Origin of the sequence: Pyxidicoccus caerfyrddinensis (assembly GCF_010894405.1) — a bacterium.
GTDB classification, from domain to species: domain Bacteria; phylum Myxococcota; class Myxococcia; order Myxococcales; family Myxococcaceae; genus Myxococcus; species Myxococcus caerfyrddinensis.
Map to the genome: position 1 here is coordinate 119,430 of NZ_JAAIYA010000033.1, position 15,752 is coordinate 135,181.

At 68.9% G+C, this 15,752-nt stretch carries 13 protein-coding genes; 8 read left to right on the forward strand and 5 right to left on the reverse strand.

Translation table 11 applies throughout. The annotated features are described in order from the left end of the window. Positions 1-10: 10 nt before the first annotated feature. The gene (locus tag G4D86_RS46370; RefSeq protein ID WP_164001835.1) at positions 11-1,171 is read right to left on the reverse strand and encodes an amidase; all 1,161 of its coding nucleotides are present in this window, start codon (positions 1,169-1,171) and stop codon (positions 11-13) included. A gap of 118 nt (positions 1,172-1,289) precedes the next feature. On the opposite strand from G4D86_RS46370, the gene G4D86_RS46375 reads away from it, so the two are divergent. The 5 genes from G4D86_RS46375 to G4D86_RS46395 all read left to right on the forward strand — a co-directional run bounded on the left by G4D86_RS46375 (position 1,290) and on the right by G4D86_RS46395 (position 7,115). After that, a complete protein-coding gene (locus G4D86_RS46375; protein WP_240360862.1) occupies positions 1,290-1,883 on the forward strand; it encodes a biotin transporter BioY in 594 nt (197 codons plus the stop codon). A gap of 87 nt (positions 1,884-1,970) precedes the next feature. Further along, a complete protein-coding gene (locus tag G4D86_RS46380; RefSeq protein ID WP_164001837.1) occupies positions 1,971-3,380 on the forward strand; it encodes a hypothetical protein in 1,410 nt (469 codons plus the stop codon). A gap of 264 nt (positions 3,381-3,644) precedes the next feature. After that, positions 3,645-4,430, forward strand: a complete 786-nt coding sequence (locus tag G4D86_RS46385; RefSeq protein WP_164001839.1) for a hypothetical protein — start codon at positions 3,645-3,647, stop codon at positions 4,428-4,430. A 117-nt stretch (positions 4,431-4,547) separates the two neighbouring features. Next, positions 4,548-5,375: an SDR family NAD(P)-dependent oxidoreductase gene (locus G4D86_RS46390; protein WP_164001841.1), complete on the forward strand. Its 828-nt coding sequence runs from the start codon at positions 4,548-4,550 to the stop codon at positions 5,373-5,375. 84 nt (positions 5,376-5,459) lie between these two features. Next, positions 5,460-7,115, forward strand: a complete 1,656-nt coding sequence (locus tag G4D86_RS46395) for an FAD-binding dehydrogenase (protein ID WP_164001843.1) — start codon at positions 5,460-5,462, stop codon at positions 7,113-7,115. Positions 7,116-7,177: 62 nt separating this feature from the next. On the opposite strand, the gene G4D86_RS46400 is transcribed toward G4D86_RS46395, so the two are convergent. Next, on the reverse strand, positions 7,178-10,102 hold the full coding sequence (locus G4D86_RS46400; RefSeq protein WP_164001845.1) for a Kelch repeat-containing protein: 2,925 nt from the start codon (positions 10,100-10,102) through the stop codon (positions 7,178-7,180). Between the two features lie 274 nt (positions 10,103-10,376). Between G4D86_RS46400 and G4D86_RS46405 the strand changes: the two genes are divergently transcribed. Beyond that, a complete protein-coding gene (locus tag G4D86_RS46405) occupies positions 10,377-11,924 on the forward strand; it encodes a hypothetical protein (protein WP_164001847.1) in 1,548 nt (515 codons plus the stop codon). Positions 11,925-12,005: 81 nt separating this feature from the next. On the opposite strand, the gene G4D86_RS46410 is transcribed toward G4D86_RS46405, so the two are convergent. Continuing rightward, positions 12,006-12,434 carry a DoxX family protein gene (locus tag G4D86_RS46410; protein WP_164001848.1) on the reverse strand — a complete coding sequence of 143 codons (429 nt, stop codon included), beginning with the start codon at positions 12,432-12,434 and terminating at the stop codon, positions 12,006-12,008. 117 nt (positions 12,435-12,551) lie between these two features. Between G4D86_RS46410 and G4D86_RS46415 the strand changes: the two genes are divergently transcribed. Further along, entirely contained in the window at positions 12,552-13,247 is a 696-nt protein-coding gene (locus tag G4D86_RS46415) for an RNA polymerase sigma factor (protein WP_164001850.1), read from the forward strand. Between the two features lie 12 nt (positions 13,248-13,259). Here the strand turns inward: G4D86_RS46415 and G4D86_RS46420 are convergent, their stop codons facing one another. Then, on the reverse strand, positions 13,260-14,465 hold the full coding sequence (locus tag G4D86_RS46420; RefSeq protein WP_164001852.1) for an FAD-dependent oxidoreductase: 1,206 nt from the start codon (positions 14,463-14,465) through the stop codon (positions 13,260-13,262). Positions 14,466-14,606: 141 nt separating this feature from the next. On the opposite strand from G4D86_RS46420, the gene G4D86_RS46425 reads away from it, so the two are divergent. After that, positions 14,607-15,170, forward strand: a complete 564-nt coding sequence (locus tag G4D86_RS46425; protein ID WP_164001854.1) for a hypothetical protein — start codon at positions 14,607-14,609, stop codon at positions 15,168-15,170. A gap of 119 nt (positions 15,171-15,289) precedes the next feature. Here G4D86_RS46425 and G4D86_RS46430 read toward each other — a convergent pair whose 3' ends face one another. Continuing rightward, entirely contained in the window at positions 15,290-15,502 is a 213-nt protein-coding gene (locus G4D86_RS46430; protein ID WP_164001856.1) for a hypothetical protein, read from the reverse strand. Positions 15,503-15,752 lie beyond the last annotated feature (250 nt).

Here is a 15,752-nt window from a genome sequence, read left to right on the forward strand (position 1 = left end):
AGGCTTTGTCTCAGCTACCCGCTCCAAGTCCCCAGCCGAGCAGGGCCACGTCCTGTCCCCATGGCGCCACCAACTGCACGCCCACCGATAGCGCACCGAGCGGACGCGGGAGGCACAGCGTCGGCGCGCCCAGCAGACTCCACGGCGCGGTGATGCGCAGCACCGCGCGCCGCACCGGCAGCGCTCCTTCCGCGACGGCGACTTCGTCCTGGTCGAACCGTGGCGCCACGTCCGGCACCGCGGGGCCGAGCAGCACGTCCACCTTGTTGAACAGCGCCTCCAATCGTGTGCGGTACGCCTCCCGCCTGGCGCGCGCGACGGCCACGTCCGCTTCGCTCAGCGCCGCGCCCACGCGCAGGTTCGCTTCCGTGGCGGCGAGGAAGCCTGGCGCTTCACTCCTCAAGGCCCGCGCGTGCACGGCCGCCGCCTCGCTCAGCACGATGGGAGTGTACGCATCCATGACGTCGGGGAAGGACACACGTGTGACTCGCGCCCCCAGCGCCGCCAGCCTTGCCGCGTCCGCCTCCACCACGGACCAGACGTCCGGGGTGACCCAGGCGGAGATGTCCCATATGCCCACGCGCACGCCGGCCCACTCCCGCGGCGCCACGGCCTCGCCCGACAAGGCGCTGTGGACGCGAACCACCCCGCGCACGTCCCGCGCGAGCGGGCCCGTGTGGTCGCAGGTGTCGCTCAGCGGCAGCACGCCCTCGGTGGGCCACGCGGCGCTGCCTTTCGTGGGCTTGAAGCCCACCACGCCGCACCACGCCGCAGGCACGCGGATGCTGCCGCCCGTGTCCGTGCCGAGCGCGAAATCCACCTCGCCCGTCGCGACGCTCACGGCCGCACCGCCGCTGGAGCCACCGGCAACACGCGTGAGGTCCAGCGGGTTGCGAGTCCCGCCGAAGGCGTTGGCGCCGGTGATGCCGAGCGCCACCTCGTGCAGGTGCGTCTTGCCGAGGAGCGTCGCCCCGAGCCCCAGGAGGCGAGCCACGAGTGGACTGTCACCCACCTCGGGAAGCACTGCCCGTGAGCTGCCCCGGAGCGGCCAGCCCGGCACGCCGTACAGGTCCTTCGCGCTGAACGTCAGGCCCGCGAGCGGCCCATCCGCCGCGCCTCGAAGGGGAGCATCCGGGCGGTACGCCCATGCACCGTGAGGGTCCATTGTCATGCCCGGAGTGTACTCGCCGACGTCTTGCATCGGAGCGCGTCCTCGCTGAGCATCGGTCCGTGTCTCCACGCCCCTCCCCGTCGTCCCGCTGCTCGCACTCCTCCCGGGTGGGACAGCCTTGAGCGCGGGCACCGGTACTCCACCGCCTCGCGTCCTGGCAGACGTCTTCGCACGCACGCGCATCCATGATGGGGCGCTCGTGCTCGGCGCCGCGCTGTTCACCGCGTTGCTCGCGCAGGTCGCCATCGCGGTGCCGGGCTCCCCGGTGCCCATCACCGGCCAGACGCTCGCGGTCGTCCTCACGGCCGCCACGCTCGGGCCCGTGCGAGGCATGGCCGGGCAGCTCGCCTACGTCCTGCTCGGGGCCTTGGGACTGCCGTTCTACTCCAAGGGGGCCAGCGGCTGGGCACAGGTGCTCGGGCCGACTGGCGGCTACCTGGTGGGCTTCATCCCCGCGGCCTTCCTCATCGGGCTCGCGGCGTGGCACGGCTTCGACAGGCAGCCGTGGAAAGCGGTACCGCTCTTCTTCTCGGGCCAGCTCGTCATCCTGGCCATCGGCGTGCCCTGGCTCTGCGTGGCGGCCCCGCTCGATTTCTCCACGGCCCTCCACAAGGGCTTCCTGCCCTTCCTCCCCGGTGGGTTGCTCAAGGCCGCCATCGCCGGTCTGTGCATGCCCCTCGCCTGGAGGCTCGTGCGGCTTCGCGAGCCCTGAAGGCGCGAGGCCCGGTTGTCCCCCGGTGGGCCTATCCTCTCGGGCCCCATGCGCCATGAAGGCGCGTGGCGGAACGAAAGGCCCCCCATGCAGACACCCTGGCTCAAGCCGCTCCTCGCGGCGCTTGCCCTCTTCACACTCGCACTTCCCCTGGAGGCCCGGTCCGCCGCGCCCTGCACCCCAGGGCAGGGGCTGGCGTTCTACCCGCTGGCCACGCCCTTCAAGTACCTGGACACCGCCCAGGGGTGGACGGCGTACTGGCCTCAGAACTACCCGCTGTCCAGCGGGTGGGGCCAGCGCTTCGACGGTCACGCCAGCACGCTGCCCGACAACGCCCAGGCGCTGGTGGCGCGAATCACCCTCTCCAACTACCGGGGCGAGTGGCCCGAGTGCCACTGGTACGACAACCCCTACTTCGAGGGCTACCTCTGCGACTACGACGGTGAGGCGTCCACCGCCGGGCGCCACCCGCGGCTGCGCATCTCCACCGCCCAGCCCGCCCCCACGGTGGGCGCGGGCGTCATCCGGGTGGGCTCGGGCCCGTCGCGCCCCACCGAGCAGCTCGTCACGCTGCCGCTGGACGCCAATGGCTCCTTCGTCCTCACCGCCGACAGCGTCTTCGACACGCGCGTGGAAATCATCGGCTACTACGCCCCGCCGGGGCCGGGCGCGCTCTACATGCACCTGCTGGACGCCCCCGGGCCCATCTTCGACTCCTTCGAGTTCGTCACGCCCGGGCCCCACCGGCTGGGCCGCGCCATCAACGCGAGCGAGTCCGTGCAGGTGCCGGTGGTGGGCACCTGGAACGTGGGCGTCGAGTTCGGCGGGCCGTTCACGTACACCGTCCCTTCGGACGCCCGGTACCTGGTGGGCAATGCCGTGGCGTGGATGAAGTGGACGCAGTCGACGCCGGATGCCGAGTACCGGGTCTCCGCCTTCCGTCCCGGGGACGCCGTGCCGCAGACGGGCCTGGCGCTCACGACGTGGGAGGGCTTCGGCGAGGGCTACGAGTACCTGAGCGCGCTGAGCAACGGCGCCGTCACGGTCCACAGCACGGTGCAGGCGAACGTCATCTTCTACGCCAGCGGCTACTTCAGCCCGCGCCGGGAAGACGACGGCAACGGTCCGGGCCTCCTCTTCTACCCGCGCGCCCATGCGCGCAAGGGCGCGGCCAGCATCTCGGCGGACGTGAATGGCGGCGCGCGCCTCTACGTGCCTGTCTATGACCAGGACCCGCAGTTCTGCGGCGTGGCCGCGGCCGGGCGCGTGCGCTTCGAGGGCACGGGCGATGGATGGGCGCAGGAGTTCGGCATCGGCACGCCGGGCAAGCCCCTGCCCGCCACGGGTATCTCCACCGCGTCGGTGACGAATGACGAGGTCACCTTCGTGCGGCGTTTCGGCCCCAACGGCGGCTTCGAGACGTACACGGACACGGCGGACCGCTCGGGCACCACGCTGTACTACGAGGTCGACACCTTCGGCCTCTTCTCCCCGTAGCACTCCGGGACGTGCCTGGGACTGGGGGCGTGTGCTCCAGTCCCGGGCATGGTGAAACACAAAATGAGGACCGTGGCGGTCTACGTTACAAACGGCTCTGTTTTGTAACAAGAATGACTACAGCAACTTCTCCGTGAGTGCCTTCCGGAGCCCGCTCCCAGAGTGAAATCCCATCATTCTCGATGGGTGGCCTGTTCGGTGCAGTGCCCTGCGCCGCCGTCCCATGAAGCAAGACGTCGGCCATTCACTGACATGAGGTCATGTATGCGAAGCAAGTGGGCAGGTTGTCTGTTGGCGGGTGCGTTCCTGGGCCTGACGGGGTGCCAGGGTGAGTCGCCTGCCAACGGCGGCGAGCCATCCCTGGACACCCAGGAGGCGCGGGCTGCGTCGACGTGCGTCAATCAATTCAATGGCATCCAGAGCTGCGCCCTGGGCGCGGCGACGCTCGCCAGGACGGAGGAGGGGCTCGAGGTCTCCGGACTTCGAGACCCGAAGAGCGACGGTGTCTCCAGCAACTTCGACAGGGCCGTGAGGTGGTCGCAGCAGGCCGCCATCGAGCAGTTTGGCACCTTCGCGCTCGCGGCCCGTGACGGTGACCAGGTCGTCAGCACCCTCCAGGTTGCTCACAGCAAGAACGACAACCAGTTCACCCTGACGCCGGGCTTCACGGGTTCGTCGAGCGCCACCTTCACGGTGAACGTGTATCGGGATGGCGTGATTCAGTCGTCCACGGGCCCGTTCAATCGCTGGATCCAGGTCAAGGGAGAGTGGATCTACATCAGCTGGACCGCCTGGTCCTTCTACCAGGTCGTCCCCACCCCGACGAACCCCCACCCGAGCAACGTGGGCGCGTGCGTCTGGGGCGTCGCCGCCGCGCGGGGCAGCACCTTCACGGTGAATGTCGCTGGCAAGGACGTGGTCGGAGACTCCATCGAGTTCGTCGAGAACATCGCGGCGGGCGCCTACCCGTACCACGAGTTCACGGGCATCGACGTGAGGGGCTCGGCCTCGGGCTATACGGTCCTCAGCGAGTCCTTCAGCCAGGAGTAGTCAACGCGCTCCGCGCGCCTCGCTCCCTCGAACCAGAGTGGAGCGGGGCCGCCGGTCCTGGTGCGCCACACGCAGTCCATCTAGATTGGCACCTGTACCTTGGATACAGGAGCCACCATGAAGCTGGTATCGAGCAGTGCCATCGTGACGGGAGCGGGGCAGGGCATCGGGCTGGGTATCGCCGCGCGGCTCATGCGAGACGGCGCCAACGTGCTCCTCTTCGGACGGACCCGGGAGAAGGTGGAGGCGGCCGCCGTGGAGCTCAACCGGGTGGCGGAGGGGCGTACGCGGGCCGTGCCCTTCGCGGGAGACGTGGTCCGCGCGGAGGACGTGACGCGGGCCATCGAGGTTGCGACGCGTGAGTTCGGCCTCCCGGGCATCCTGGTGAACAACGCCGGCTCCGCCACCCTCCGCACGGTCCTCGAGCTGCCGGAGGAGGAGTTCGACCAGGTCCTGGCCATCAACCTCAAGGGGCCCTTCCTGTTCACCCAGGCCCTGGCGAAGGCGCTGGTCGCCGCGAAGCAGCCGGGCTCCATCGTCAACATCTCCTCGCTGAACCAGACGGCCGTGACGGACGGGCTCGCCCACTACTGCGCCTCCAAGGCGGGGCTCGCGAACTTCTCGAAGGTCGCGGCCTCGGAGCTGGGGCGGTACAACATCCGGGTGAATGTCGTGGCACCGGGAGCCATCCGCACGCCCCTGGCCGAGGGGGCCGGGCTCATGCAGGGGGCCATGGCCCGGGAGTTCCTCGCCCACACCCCGCTCGGGAAGACGTGTGGCGAGCCGGAGGACGTGGCGAAGGTGGTGTCGTTCCTCTGCAGCGACCTGGCGTCGTGGATGACCGGGGACACCCTCGCGGTCGACGGTGGCAATCACATTCGCGGACTGCACAGCTATGCGGACACGCTGGGCCTCACCCCCCTCGTGGACGGCTCCTCTTCATAACGGCCGGCACCCTCAATCACCACCGTGCCGGGGGATTCCCCTATCATCCGCCATCCCCTGGAGGGGACACCTGGAGGCGCACCGATGGGACAGGAAGCGGACGTCATCGTCGTGGGTGGTGGGCTGGCGGGGCTCGTCACCGCGACGGAGCTCGCGGACGCGGGCAAGCGCGTCACTGTGCTGGACCAGGAGGGTGAGCAGAACCTGGGAGGTCAGGCCTTCTGGTCCTTCGGCGGGCTGTTCCTCGTGGACTCGCCCGAGCAGCGGCGCATGGGCATCAAGGACTCGCATGCGCTCGCGCTGGAGGACTGGATGGGCACCGCGGGCTTCGACCGCGAGGAGGACCACTGGCCGCGCAAGTGGGCGGAGGCCTTCGTCGGGTTCGCCGCGGGCGAGATGCGGCCCTGGCTCCACCAGCTGGGGATGCGCTGGTTCCCCGTGGTGGGCTGGGCCGAGCGCGGGGGCTACGGGGCGGTGGGCCACGGCAACTCGGTGCCCCGCTTCCACGTGACATGGGGCACCGGGCCGGGAGTGCTCGCGCCCTTCGTGCGGCGCGCGCAGGCGGCGCGCGAGAAGGGGACGCTCACGTTCCTGTTCCGGCACCGGGTGGATGAGCTGCTCGTCCAGGCGGGCGCGGCGGTGGGCGTGCGGGGGATGCGGCTGGTGCCCTCGGACTCGCCGCGCGGCGTGAGCAGCTCGCGAGAGACGGCGGGCGAGTTCGAGCTGCGGGCCTCGGCGGTCGTCGTCACGTCGGGGGGCATTGGCGGCAACCAGGAGCTGGTGCGCAAGAGCTGGCCCGCGAGATTGGGCCCGGCGCCGAAGTTCATGGTCCAGGGGGTTCCCGACCACGTGGACGGGCGGATGATTTCCATCACCGAGGCCGCGGGGGCGCGGGTCATCAACCGAGACCGGATGTGGCATTACACGGAGGGGCTGCGGAACTGGAGTCCCATCTGGCCGCGGCACGGCATCCGCATCCTGCCCGGGCCCAGCTCGCTGTGGCTGGATGCGACGGGCAAGCGGCTGCCGCCTCCGCTGTTCCCGGGCTTCGACACGCTGGGGACGCTCGAGCACATCCTGAAGACGGGGCACGAGCACTCGTGGTTCGTGCTGAATCAGCGAATCATCAAGAAGGAGTTCGCGCTCTCGGGCTCCGAGCAGAACCCGGACCTGACGAACAAGGACTGGCGAGGGGTGCTCAACCGCGCGGTGGGCAAGAAGGCGATGGGGCCGGTGGAGGCCTTCAAGTCACACGGGGTGGACTTCGTCGTGGCGGAGAACCTCCGGGCGCTGGTGGAGGGGATGAACACGAAGACGGAGACGCCGCTGCTGGACTACGCGACGGTGGAGCGCGAGGTGCTGGCGCGCGACAGGCAGCTGGACAATCCATTCGGGAAGGACCTCCAGCTCGCGGCCATCCGCCAGGCGCGCTCGTACCGGGGGGACCAGTTGGTGCGCACGGCGAAGCTCCATCGCATCCTCGACCCGGAGGCGGGGCCGCTCATCGGCGTGAAGCTGAACATCTTGACGCGCAAGACGCTGGGCGGGTTCGAGACGGACCTGTCGGGCCGGGTGTTCGGAACGGATGGGCAGGTCATTCCCGGCCTCTACGCGGCCGGCGAGGTGGCGGGGTTCGGCGGTGGCGGCGTGCATGGCTACCGGGCGCTGGAGGGCACCTTCCTGGGAGGGTGCATCTTCTCCGGCCGCGCGGCGGGCAGGGCGCTGGCGGGGACGGTGTAGCGCTGGAGGAGAGCGCCGCCCGGAGGCCCCGGGCGGCGCCACAACTCACGTCACCCCAGGGCTCACTCCTTGGCGCGCACGTACACGTACGGCTCCGCGCGGACCCAGGCGTCCGGCTGCATGAAGGCCAGGGAGAAGTCGTCGTAGTCAAACGCGCTGGTGGTGAAGGTGCCGGTGTCCACGTACCAGGACACGTGCTGACCGGGCGGCCGGGGCCGCGACGGAGCGAGGGTGCTCGGCTCCGGGAGCTGGAAGGCCACGGGCTGCTCGCCCACCGGAGCCATGTAGAGCCAGTCATCCGGTGCCAGCGCTGCGCCGATTCCCACCTGGAGCAGCTTCGTGCCCTCGGGCGGCGTCAGCGACCAGGTCTCCTGCGCCACCATGGGAATCTCCGGCCCCACGATGCACTCCGCGACGCCCGGCGTGAGGTTCGTGGACGGTGAAGGCACGGCCAGGGGCTGGCTCGGCGTGCCCTCCCAGTAGACCCAGGCGCTCACGCACGTCGTCATCGTCTGTCCGGTGAGGATGGCGGTGAACCACTGCTCCGTGCCGGGCTGGAGGGGAATGGTGTCGAAGCGCAGGCTGCGTCCAGCGAGGTCCGCCTGGACGACACCGTTGGTCTCCGAAAAGAAGCCGGGGCGCTGCCGGTAGGCCGAGCCGCTCAGGTACGCCGTGGACAGCCACGACGCGTTGAGGGCGAGGGTGGCCATGGTGGTCTGTAGCGGCATCGGCCCGGGCGGGAAGGCGACGTCCAGCGACGTGTCCGCCGTGAAGGGGCCCACCACGCCCAGGTCCGCGTGCGACCAGAGCACGGCCGGAGTCACGCTCCGGTCCGTGACGTAGGCAGTGATGGAGAGCCGCTCGTCGAGGGGCACGTCCGCCAGCTCGTAGCGGCCCGTGCCACCCACCAGGGTGACGGTCCTCCGGCCCAGGTAGCCGCCGTCTCCCGACACCTGCACCGTGGCCTGGATGCGAGTGCCCGACGGGCCTCCGGACAGCAGGCCCGACAGCCGCACCGAGGGCCGGGACGGCGGCGGGGCATTGCGCCACGTCCACTGGCCCGTGGAGGGCGCGAAGCTCCACACGTCACCGCTGATGCGGTTGTCCGCCTGCCGGGCGCCACCCACGACGAGGAGCTGGCCGCTCCGGGCATCCGCCACCAGCGCATGGCCATGGAGCTTCGGCGGAGCGCCCGGCGCCCCATCCGGAACCAGCGTCAGCCAGGCTCCGTCGCGGAGCACCAGCAGGTCGTTCCGGTCCAGGCCACCGACCTTGCCGCCGAAGGCGTACAGCTCGCCGGTGGCCGGGTGGAAGGCCAGGCCGAAGTCCTTGCGGGTGGAGGGCATCGAGGGCAGGGGCCTCCACGTGTTGTTCGCGGAGGAGTAGGCGTTGCAGTCGGACAGCTCGCCCAGGAAGGCGTGGGTGCCTCCGCAGACCACCATCTCACCGTGGACCGAATCGAACGCCGTGGCCGCGTCGAAGCGGGACGTGGGAATGGGGCCGACGGGGAAGCGCTGCGTCCAGGCGTGGGTGGCCGGCGTGTAGACCCAGGTGTCGTCGAGCGTCATCCAGGCGCTCGTGGAGTAGCCCCCGAAGAGGACGACGTGCTCGCCCGTCCCGTCCGCCGCCATCGCCGGCGCGTTGCGAGATTCCGGGCCCGCCACGTCCCACCGGGTCCACGCGCGCGCGTCCGCGTCGTACTCCCAGGTCTCGGTGGGGTAGGTGCTGTCCAGGCACGCAAGGCCGCCGAAGACGACGAGCGTGCCACTGGCGAAGGCCCCTGCGCCGTAGACGCGGGCCGGCATGGTGGCCGGCATGCCGTGGAGGACGGGCTCGTGCCAGGTGTTCGTGGTGGCGTCGCCCAGCTCGACGACGTTGTCGATGCACCCCCAGGTCCCCAGGGCGTTGTAGCCGCCGGTGACGAGGATGCGCCCGGAGTCCGGGTCCGTGGCGGAGACGAAGTCATAGCGGGGCATCGGCAGCGGCCAGGCCCCCAGGGACAGCGTCACGAGCGCGGCGTTCACCTTCGCCATCGTCATGTTCTGCAGTTGGTGACCGTTGGCGGTGATGTCCACGGTGTCGGAGTCGCCGTCCAGCCCCAGGCCGGTGAAGACCACCTTGCCCGTGGCGTCGGAGAGGGCCTGCCTCGGCGGGTCATACTCCTGGCCATTGCGGCGCACGCGGACGCCCACGCCCTGAAGGGCCCGGCCGGCGCTGTCCACGGTGAAGACGGTGAGGGTGTCCGTCAGCGGGCTGCCCCGGGGAGGAAGGCTCGCGGCGCCGCCTGCGGCGATGGGGCGGGGGACGCGGGTCTCCAGGGGCAGGACGCGCTCCACGCTGTCTCCCGCCGCGTCCGAGACGCGCACCGTCACCATGGAGTGCCCGGCGCTGCCCGGGGCGGGGGCTCCGGAGAAGGTGCCACTCGCGGCGTCCAGGGTGAGGCCCGCGGGAAGGGGGCTGGCGTTGAAGGTGAGCGGAGGCTGGCCGCCGCGCGCCGACAGCCGCACCGGGACTCCCGGGGCGGAGAGCCAGGTGATGCCCTCGAAGGCTCCGGGCAGGGCCTCCGTGGTGAGCACGAGGTCCGAATGGATGGCCAGTCCCAGCGGCTTGCGCACGCGCTGGACGCCGTCCGTCACCTCCACGATGAGGACGGTGGTGCCCTCGGTCGTGGGAGTTCCCGACAGCGTTCCGTCCACCGCGAGCGACAGGCCTCCGGGCAGCGGCCCCGACACGAGCCTCCAGGACAGCGGCTTGTTTCCACCGATGGCGGTCAGCTTCGCGAGGTAGCTCGCGCCAACGTGGCCCGGAGGCAGCTTGTTGGTGGTGATGAAGAGTGGGAGGGGCTGAGGCGGCAGCAGGCCCTGAATCCCAGACACCTCTTGTTGCAACTCCGGAGCGCTCGCGGTGCTCTGCTCGGACTCCATCGAGGCATCCTGGCAGGCCGTCAGGGCCAGCAGCAGGACACATCCCAGGTAGATACGATTCATTCCAGACATCCCCCTCGACTGCGCGTGGTCGTCCGCGAAGGAGCAGCGTCGCCAGGAGGAGGTGGGGACAGCGGGCCTCTGGGATGCTGCGACTTCGCACTTCCCGCCGGCCCGCGGGGCTGGGAACATCTCAAAGTCCTCGCATGAAATGCAATGCATTTCATGCCGCGCCAGACCCATTTATAGTCGCCCTCGACTACACGGCGGCGGCGAAGCTCGTGGCTCGCAATCCGCAGGTGAAGGGCGCGCATCCGCGCACGCTGAAAGAGGGGGAATGACGATGAAGACGATGCTTCGAGGCGTGGTGCTGCTCGCGGCGCTGGGGGCCGCGCCGTCGGTGTTCGCCGGTGAGGAGGAGGACCGGGTCCGCGAGGTGGAGGACTCGCTCAACCGGATGAAGGACAGGCTCGATGGGATTTCCTCCAAGAGCTCCTCCAGCGACATCGAGGAGGCCATCCGCATGGCCTACAAGGTGAAGGAGAACGCCGACAAACTGCGGTCGCTGGGCGCCCAGAACGACCCCGGAAAGACCATGGCGGACCGGTACGCCGACTGGGTCGACAAGTTCCAGGAGTCGGCGCGCGCTCTCAAGGAGATGAAGGAGGCGCAGCTCAAGGCCGACAACGACCGGCTCACGGAGCGGTGCACGGAGGCGGACCGGAACCTCACCTCCCTGATGCTGGGCTTCGTCGACAAGAAGGACAAGGCGGAGGGCCGCAAGGGGCTCATCACCATCCCCGACGAGGCCGAGAAGATTGGCCGGGCCTACGGCGAGGAGCTGAAGAAGATGGAGGAGAAGCACCGCGAGATGGAGCGCTGGAAGGGCTCCGCGCGGTACTTCTCGGAGTCTCACCAGAAGTGGTCGGACGTGCGGAGCGAGCTGAACGACGGCGCGAATGAAATCTGGGACCGCTGGAATCGGCGCATGGAGGAGTCCCGCTACAAGTGCCAGGAGATCGCCAAGGGCAAGGATAACTCCCGGGTGCAGGATGCGCTCGCGAAGCTGGGCTCGCACAACAAGGGCATGCAGGACTCCTACAAGGAGCTGCGGCGGAACTTCTATGCCTGGCGCGCGGACCTGAACTCCTTCCGGGCGACGGCGCTCCAGGACGCGAAGGAGATCCACGAGGCGTACTGCAACAAGCTGGACTGGGAGCGGCAGGTGAACGCCATCGCGGACCGCTATGCGAGCGAGCTGAACGGGAAGTGGAGCCGCCTCCAGTCGGACCGCGACAAGATGCTCAGCTCGGCGGACCTGCTCATCAGCATGGGCTCGGAGAACGCTCCGAAGCTCAAGCGCTGGATCGTCCAGGCGTGGGACCGCGTCGAGCCGGTGAAGGACGGTGAGCTGCGCGGAGCGAACAACCCGATGGTTCGCGCCCGCCTCCTGGAGGGCAAGAGGCAGCACGACGCCCGTCAGAGCGGCTGCAACATGAAGGAGACGGGCATCGACAGCTCGTGGTGCAAGAACCCGCACCCGGACCGCTCGGACTGCCGGCTCGACTGCGTGAAGAGCTGCACCATCATCGAGATCAAGCCGAACAACGCCGGTGAAATCGAGATGGGCGCGAAGCAGGTCACGGCCTACAAGGAGGCCTTCGAGAAGATGTGGCGGCAGGAGGGCGAGAAGATGTTCACCATGGACTCCGGCCGCTATGCCCACCTGCAGCGGTGCGTCTCCAACCCGGGCACGCCGAGCGCCTCCCTCCGCCTGGAGACCTTCGTGGAGACCTACGCCTTCTGCCAGGGCGAACCCAACGTGTACTTCGGGACCCGGGACCCCATCCCGACCGATGACGTTCCGGAGAACGCGAACGACTGAGGCTTCGTTGCCCGGGCCCGCCATCCAGGGTGGGCCCGGGGGCAGGCCGCCACGGCCTCGGTGAGGCTCATCCCCTCTTCATCAGCTTGCGTGCCCTTGCGCGGGACGCAGAGCGCCTCTCTCCCGGTGCTCGGCCGCGGGCTCGGCGGCCCGTACCTCGGACAAGCGGGCGAGGGTGAAGGCGCCCACGGCCATCACCACGTCTCGTACCGCGACGTCGAGGAAGTGCCCCGTGGTGAGCAGGTTCACCGCGATGCCCACCAGCCAGGCCGCGACGACATAGGCGCCGAGGCGCGTCAGCTTCGAGAGGACCAGGAGTCCCGCCACGACCTCGATGACGCCGACCGCCTGCATGAAGGCCGAGGCGGGAACCATCCGGGCAATCCAGGGGCTCAGGTATTGCGTCCAGTCCGTCAGCAGATTGAAGAACTTGTCGAGCCCCGCGACGATCGGCACCAGTCCGAACGTCATCTTCAGGGCCCACCACGACTGATTCAGCCGGCCATCCATCTTGACCTCCAGGGGTTTGCAGCAACGCTGCGGTTGTGCCCATCTGAGTCGCGAGGAGGCCCCGAGGTGACAGTGAGGGGTGTTGTCACCTTTCCACGGCCGCGGCATCCAATGGGTATGAAGCTGAGCAAGCATCCAGGAGAGGCGCCAGGCGCAGGTCCGCCCTCCGACGAGGAGATTGCCCTGCGCGTGCGGGAGGGGGAGACGGCGCTGTTCGAGGTGTTGATGCGCCGGCACAACCAGCGCGTGTACCGCGCGGTGCGCTCCCTCATTCGAGATGAGGCCGAGGTCGAGGACGTGATGCAGCAGGCCTACGTCCTGGCGTTCACCCACCTGTCGCAGTTCGAGGGCTCCTCGCGGTTCTCGACCTGGCTCATCCGCATCGCGGTGAACGAGGCGTTGCAGCGCCTGAGGCACCGCGGCCGGCTGGTCGCCCTCAGCGGCGGGGGCGATGGCACCCGGGAGGAAGACATGAAGGACCTGGAGCACAACGAGCCCGGCCCGGAGCGACGCGCCTTCGGCCGCGAGCTGGCGCGGCACCTGGAGCAGACCCTCGACGAGCTGCCGGACATCTACCGCACCATCTTCATGCTCCGGGAGGTCGAGAAGCTGTCCACGGCGGAGACCGCCGAGGCGCTGGCCGTCAGTGAGGACGTGGTGAAGACGCGGCTGCATCGGGCCAAGGCGCTCGTCCGCGAGCAAATGACGGCCCGGCTCGACGACCAGCTGGAGGAGGCCTTCGTCTTCCAGGCCCCTCGCTGTGACCGCGTGGTGGCCGCCGTGCTCGAGCGCATTGGAGCGGCCCGGCGTTGAGCCTCGGCTGCGTCAGCCCTGGCCGGGCCCGGTGCGGAGGTCCCCGGCCTCTTGTGCGAGCGGCAGATGCTGACTCCAGCCGCGCGCCATGCCCGCCGCCAGGGCCGAGAAGTCGCTGGCCTTGCTCGCTTCGTTACGGCGCAGGCAGGCCTGCTCGTCGCGGCTGAACAGGCTCGCCGCGATGGCGCGTCCGGTCATGGTGACGGCGCGGGTCTTTTCGAGGCGCAGCTCGGTGAAGGCTTCGAACGCGCGCCGAGGGTCGCCGGGATGGCCGGCCAGGCAGTTCGCCAGGTGCCAGCCATCCTCCAGTGCCTGACAGGCGCCCTGTCCCGAGGTCGGCAGCGATGCATGCGAGGCATCGCCGATGGCAATCACATTGTCCCGGTGCCACCGCGGCATCGGGTCGTGGTCGTGCACGTGAATCTTGTTGATGCGCTGCACCGGCGTCGCATCGATGACGCGCCGGACCGCTTCCGGCCAGGATGCAAACAGCGCCGCCAACTCCGCCTTGTATCGGTCCGGCGCGTTTGCCTGAATCTCCATGCTGGCCGCGCCGCCAGCCCAATACCCCTTGTGCGCGCTGACCGGAACGATGCCGAAACGTTCGCCCACGCCCCAGTAATCAGTGACGGCGATGTCGTCGAACATCGGGTCCTCCGATTCAACCACGCCGATCCAGTTGATGAAGCCTTGATACACGGGCGCATTGTCGCCCTTGACGTAGAGGCGCGCACGCGAGGACATGCGCCCGTCGGCGCCGATGATGACGTCGGCCTCTAGCATCTCCTCTCGCGCCAGCAGCACGCGCGCCCTGCCTGCTTCCGAGGTGGCGAGGCGCTCGACCGCGGTGCCGTATTCCACCTCGACGCCCAGCGTCGACAGGCGGCGCAGCAAGATGTCTTGGAACTCGGTGCGCAGCACCGACAGGCTCGGATAACCCATCCGGTTGTCGATCAGCGTGATGTCGAGCGAGCCCAGGTCCTCGCCGGCGTTCGAACGCCGACGCATGGCGACCGGGCGTCCACCGACCGTCTCCATCTCCGCCAGAACGCCAAGCCGGTCGAGCACGAAGGCGGCATTCGGCCACACCACGATGCCGGCGCCGATGTTGGTCTTCTCGCGATGTCTCTCCAGCACCCGTACCGAAAACCCCTGCTGCCTGAGTGCGATCGCACTGGCAACGCCGGCAACGCCTCCTCCGATGATGACGATATCCATGATGGCGCCAATGCTATGATATCGAGCGGCCGATGCGGAGCCGCATTGCGCCACTGCGCCCGGTGATTGTCCGCACACCTCATGTCCATACACATCGATAGAAAGACGTTCTGGTTCCTGGATGAAGTCGTGGAGAGTGGAGTGAACCTGGCGGTCCTGAGGAGCCCTCGCATCGAGGAGATTCTCAATCGCCGCACGCACGGTCTCGGGGACAACGAGCTGGTGGAGTTCCTCGCCTCGCTCTGCCAGGCAGGCCTCATCGAAGTGAAGAACAAAGAGGGGGTGCGCGCATGCACGCTGCATGAGGTCGAGCGTGCATTCGCGCAGAGCGGATGCGTGCCCCGCCACTATTCAGGTTTCTGGTACTCCCTGACGCCTGTCGGAGGGGCGGCGTGGGAGTCCGTAACCCGCCCGGAGTGGAGTCGCTACACCGACTACTCGATGGGGCTCTCGGACATCCGCATCGAGGCCGCGAGTCGTGAACGCGCGCACGAGGAGTACGCCCAGGCCTCCACTGACCCCGCGCATGTTCCGGTTCCGGGCAGCTATGAGGAGTCGCTCCTGCAGCCCTGGGCAGCCACCTACTGGAAGACGCTGCCCACCGGGTTTCGTATCCAGTACGCATGGGTGGAGGGCACGAGCAACGTCGCCTGGCAACTTAGTCAACCGCACCCGCGCCCGTGGTACACGACGCCGGAACTCTGATGGCCCAATAACGCACGGCAGCCCTTCAAGTGCCCGGGCCGCTCCCGCCAGTGCGGGCGGAAGCGGTCCGGACTGCTGGCTCGGCGCGCCAGCAATTCAGCGATGGGCGCCAATCCGGCTCAGTACACACAGCGGCAGTAGCCGCTCGTGCCACTGGGCGTCACAACGCGCTGGCAGACCGGGATCTGCTCCGGGCTGCTGCAGGAGAAGCTGGCACAGTCCGCATTGGTCTTGCAGGACGGTGCGAGAGCTTCCGCCGGCGGAGTGGAGATGACACCCGCGGCGAAGGCAACGGCGAAGCCCGCGATTGCGGCCAGAATCGTCTTCTTCATGTGAGCCTCCAGGTTGAGTCACACTCGCGAGTAGGAAAAGCGGGTGTTCTCAGAAATCTACTTCAGCCCTGCCTGGGGTTCCAATGGGCGGGCCGGACGTCGACCGCCGTCCAACACGACGCGCTAGAGCACCGATCAGGTTTCGGCCCGAGGAAAGTCGAACACTTGCGAGAGCGATCGACGCGGGCTGTCGCCGCGTGATCAGGTCGCCACCTCACGGAGGTGGCGCATGGAACGCTGGAAGCCGGCT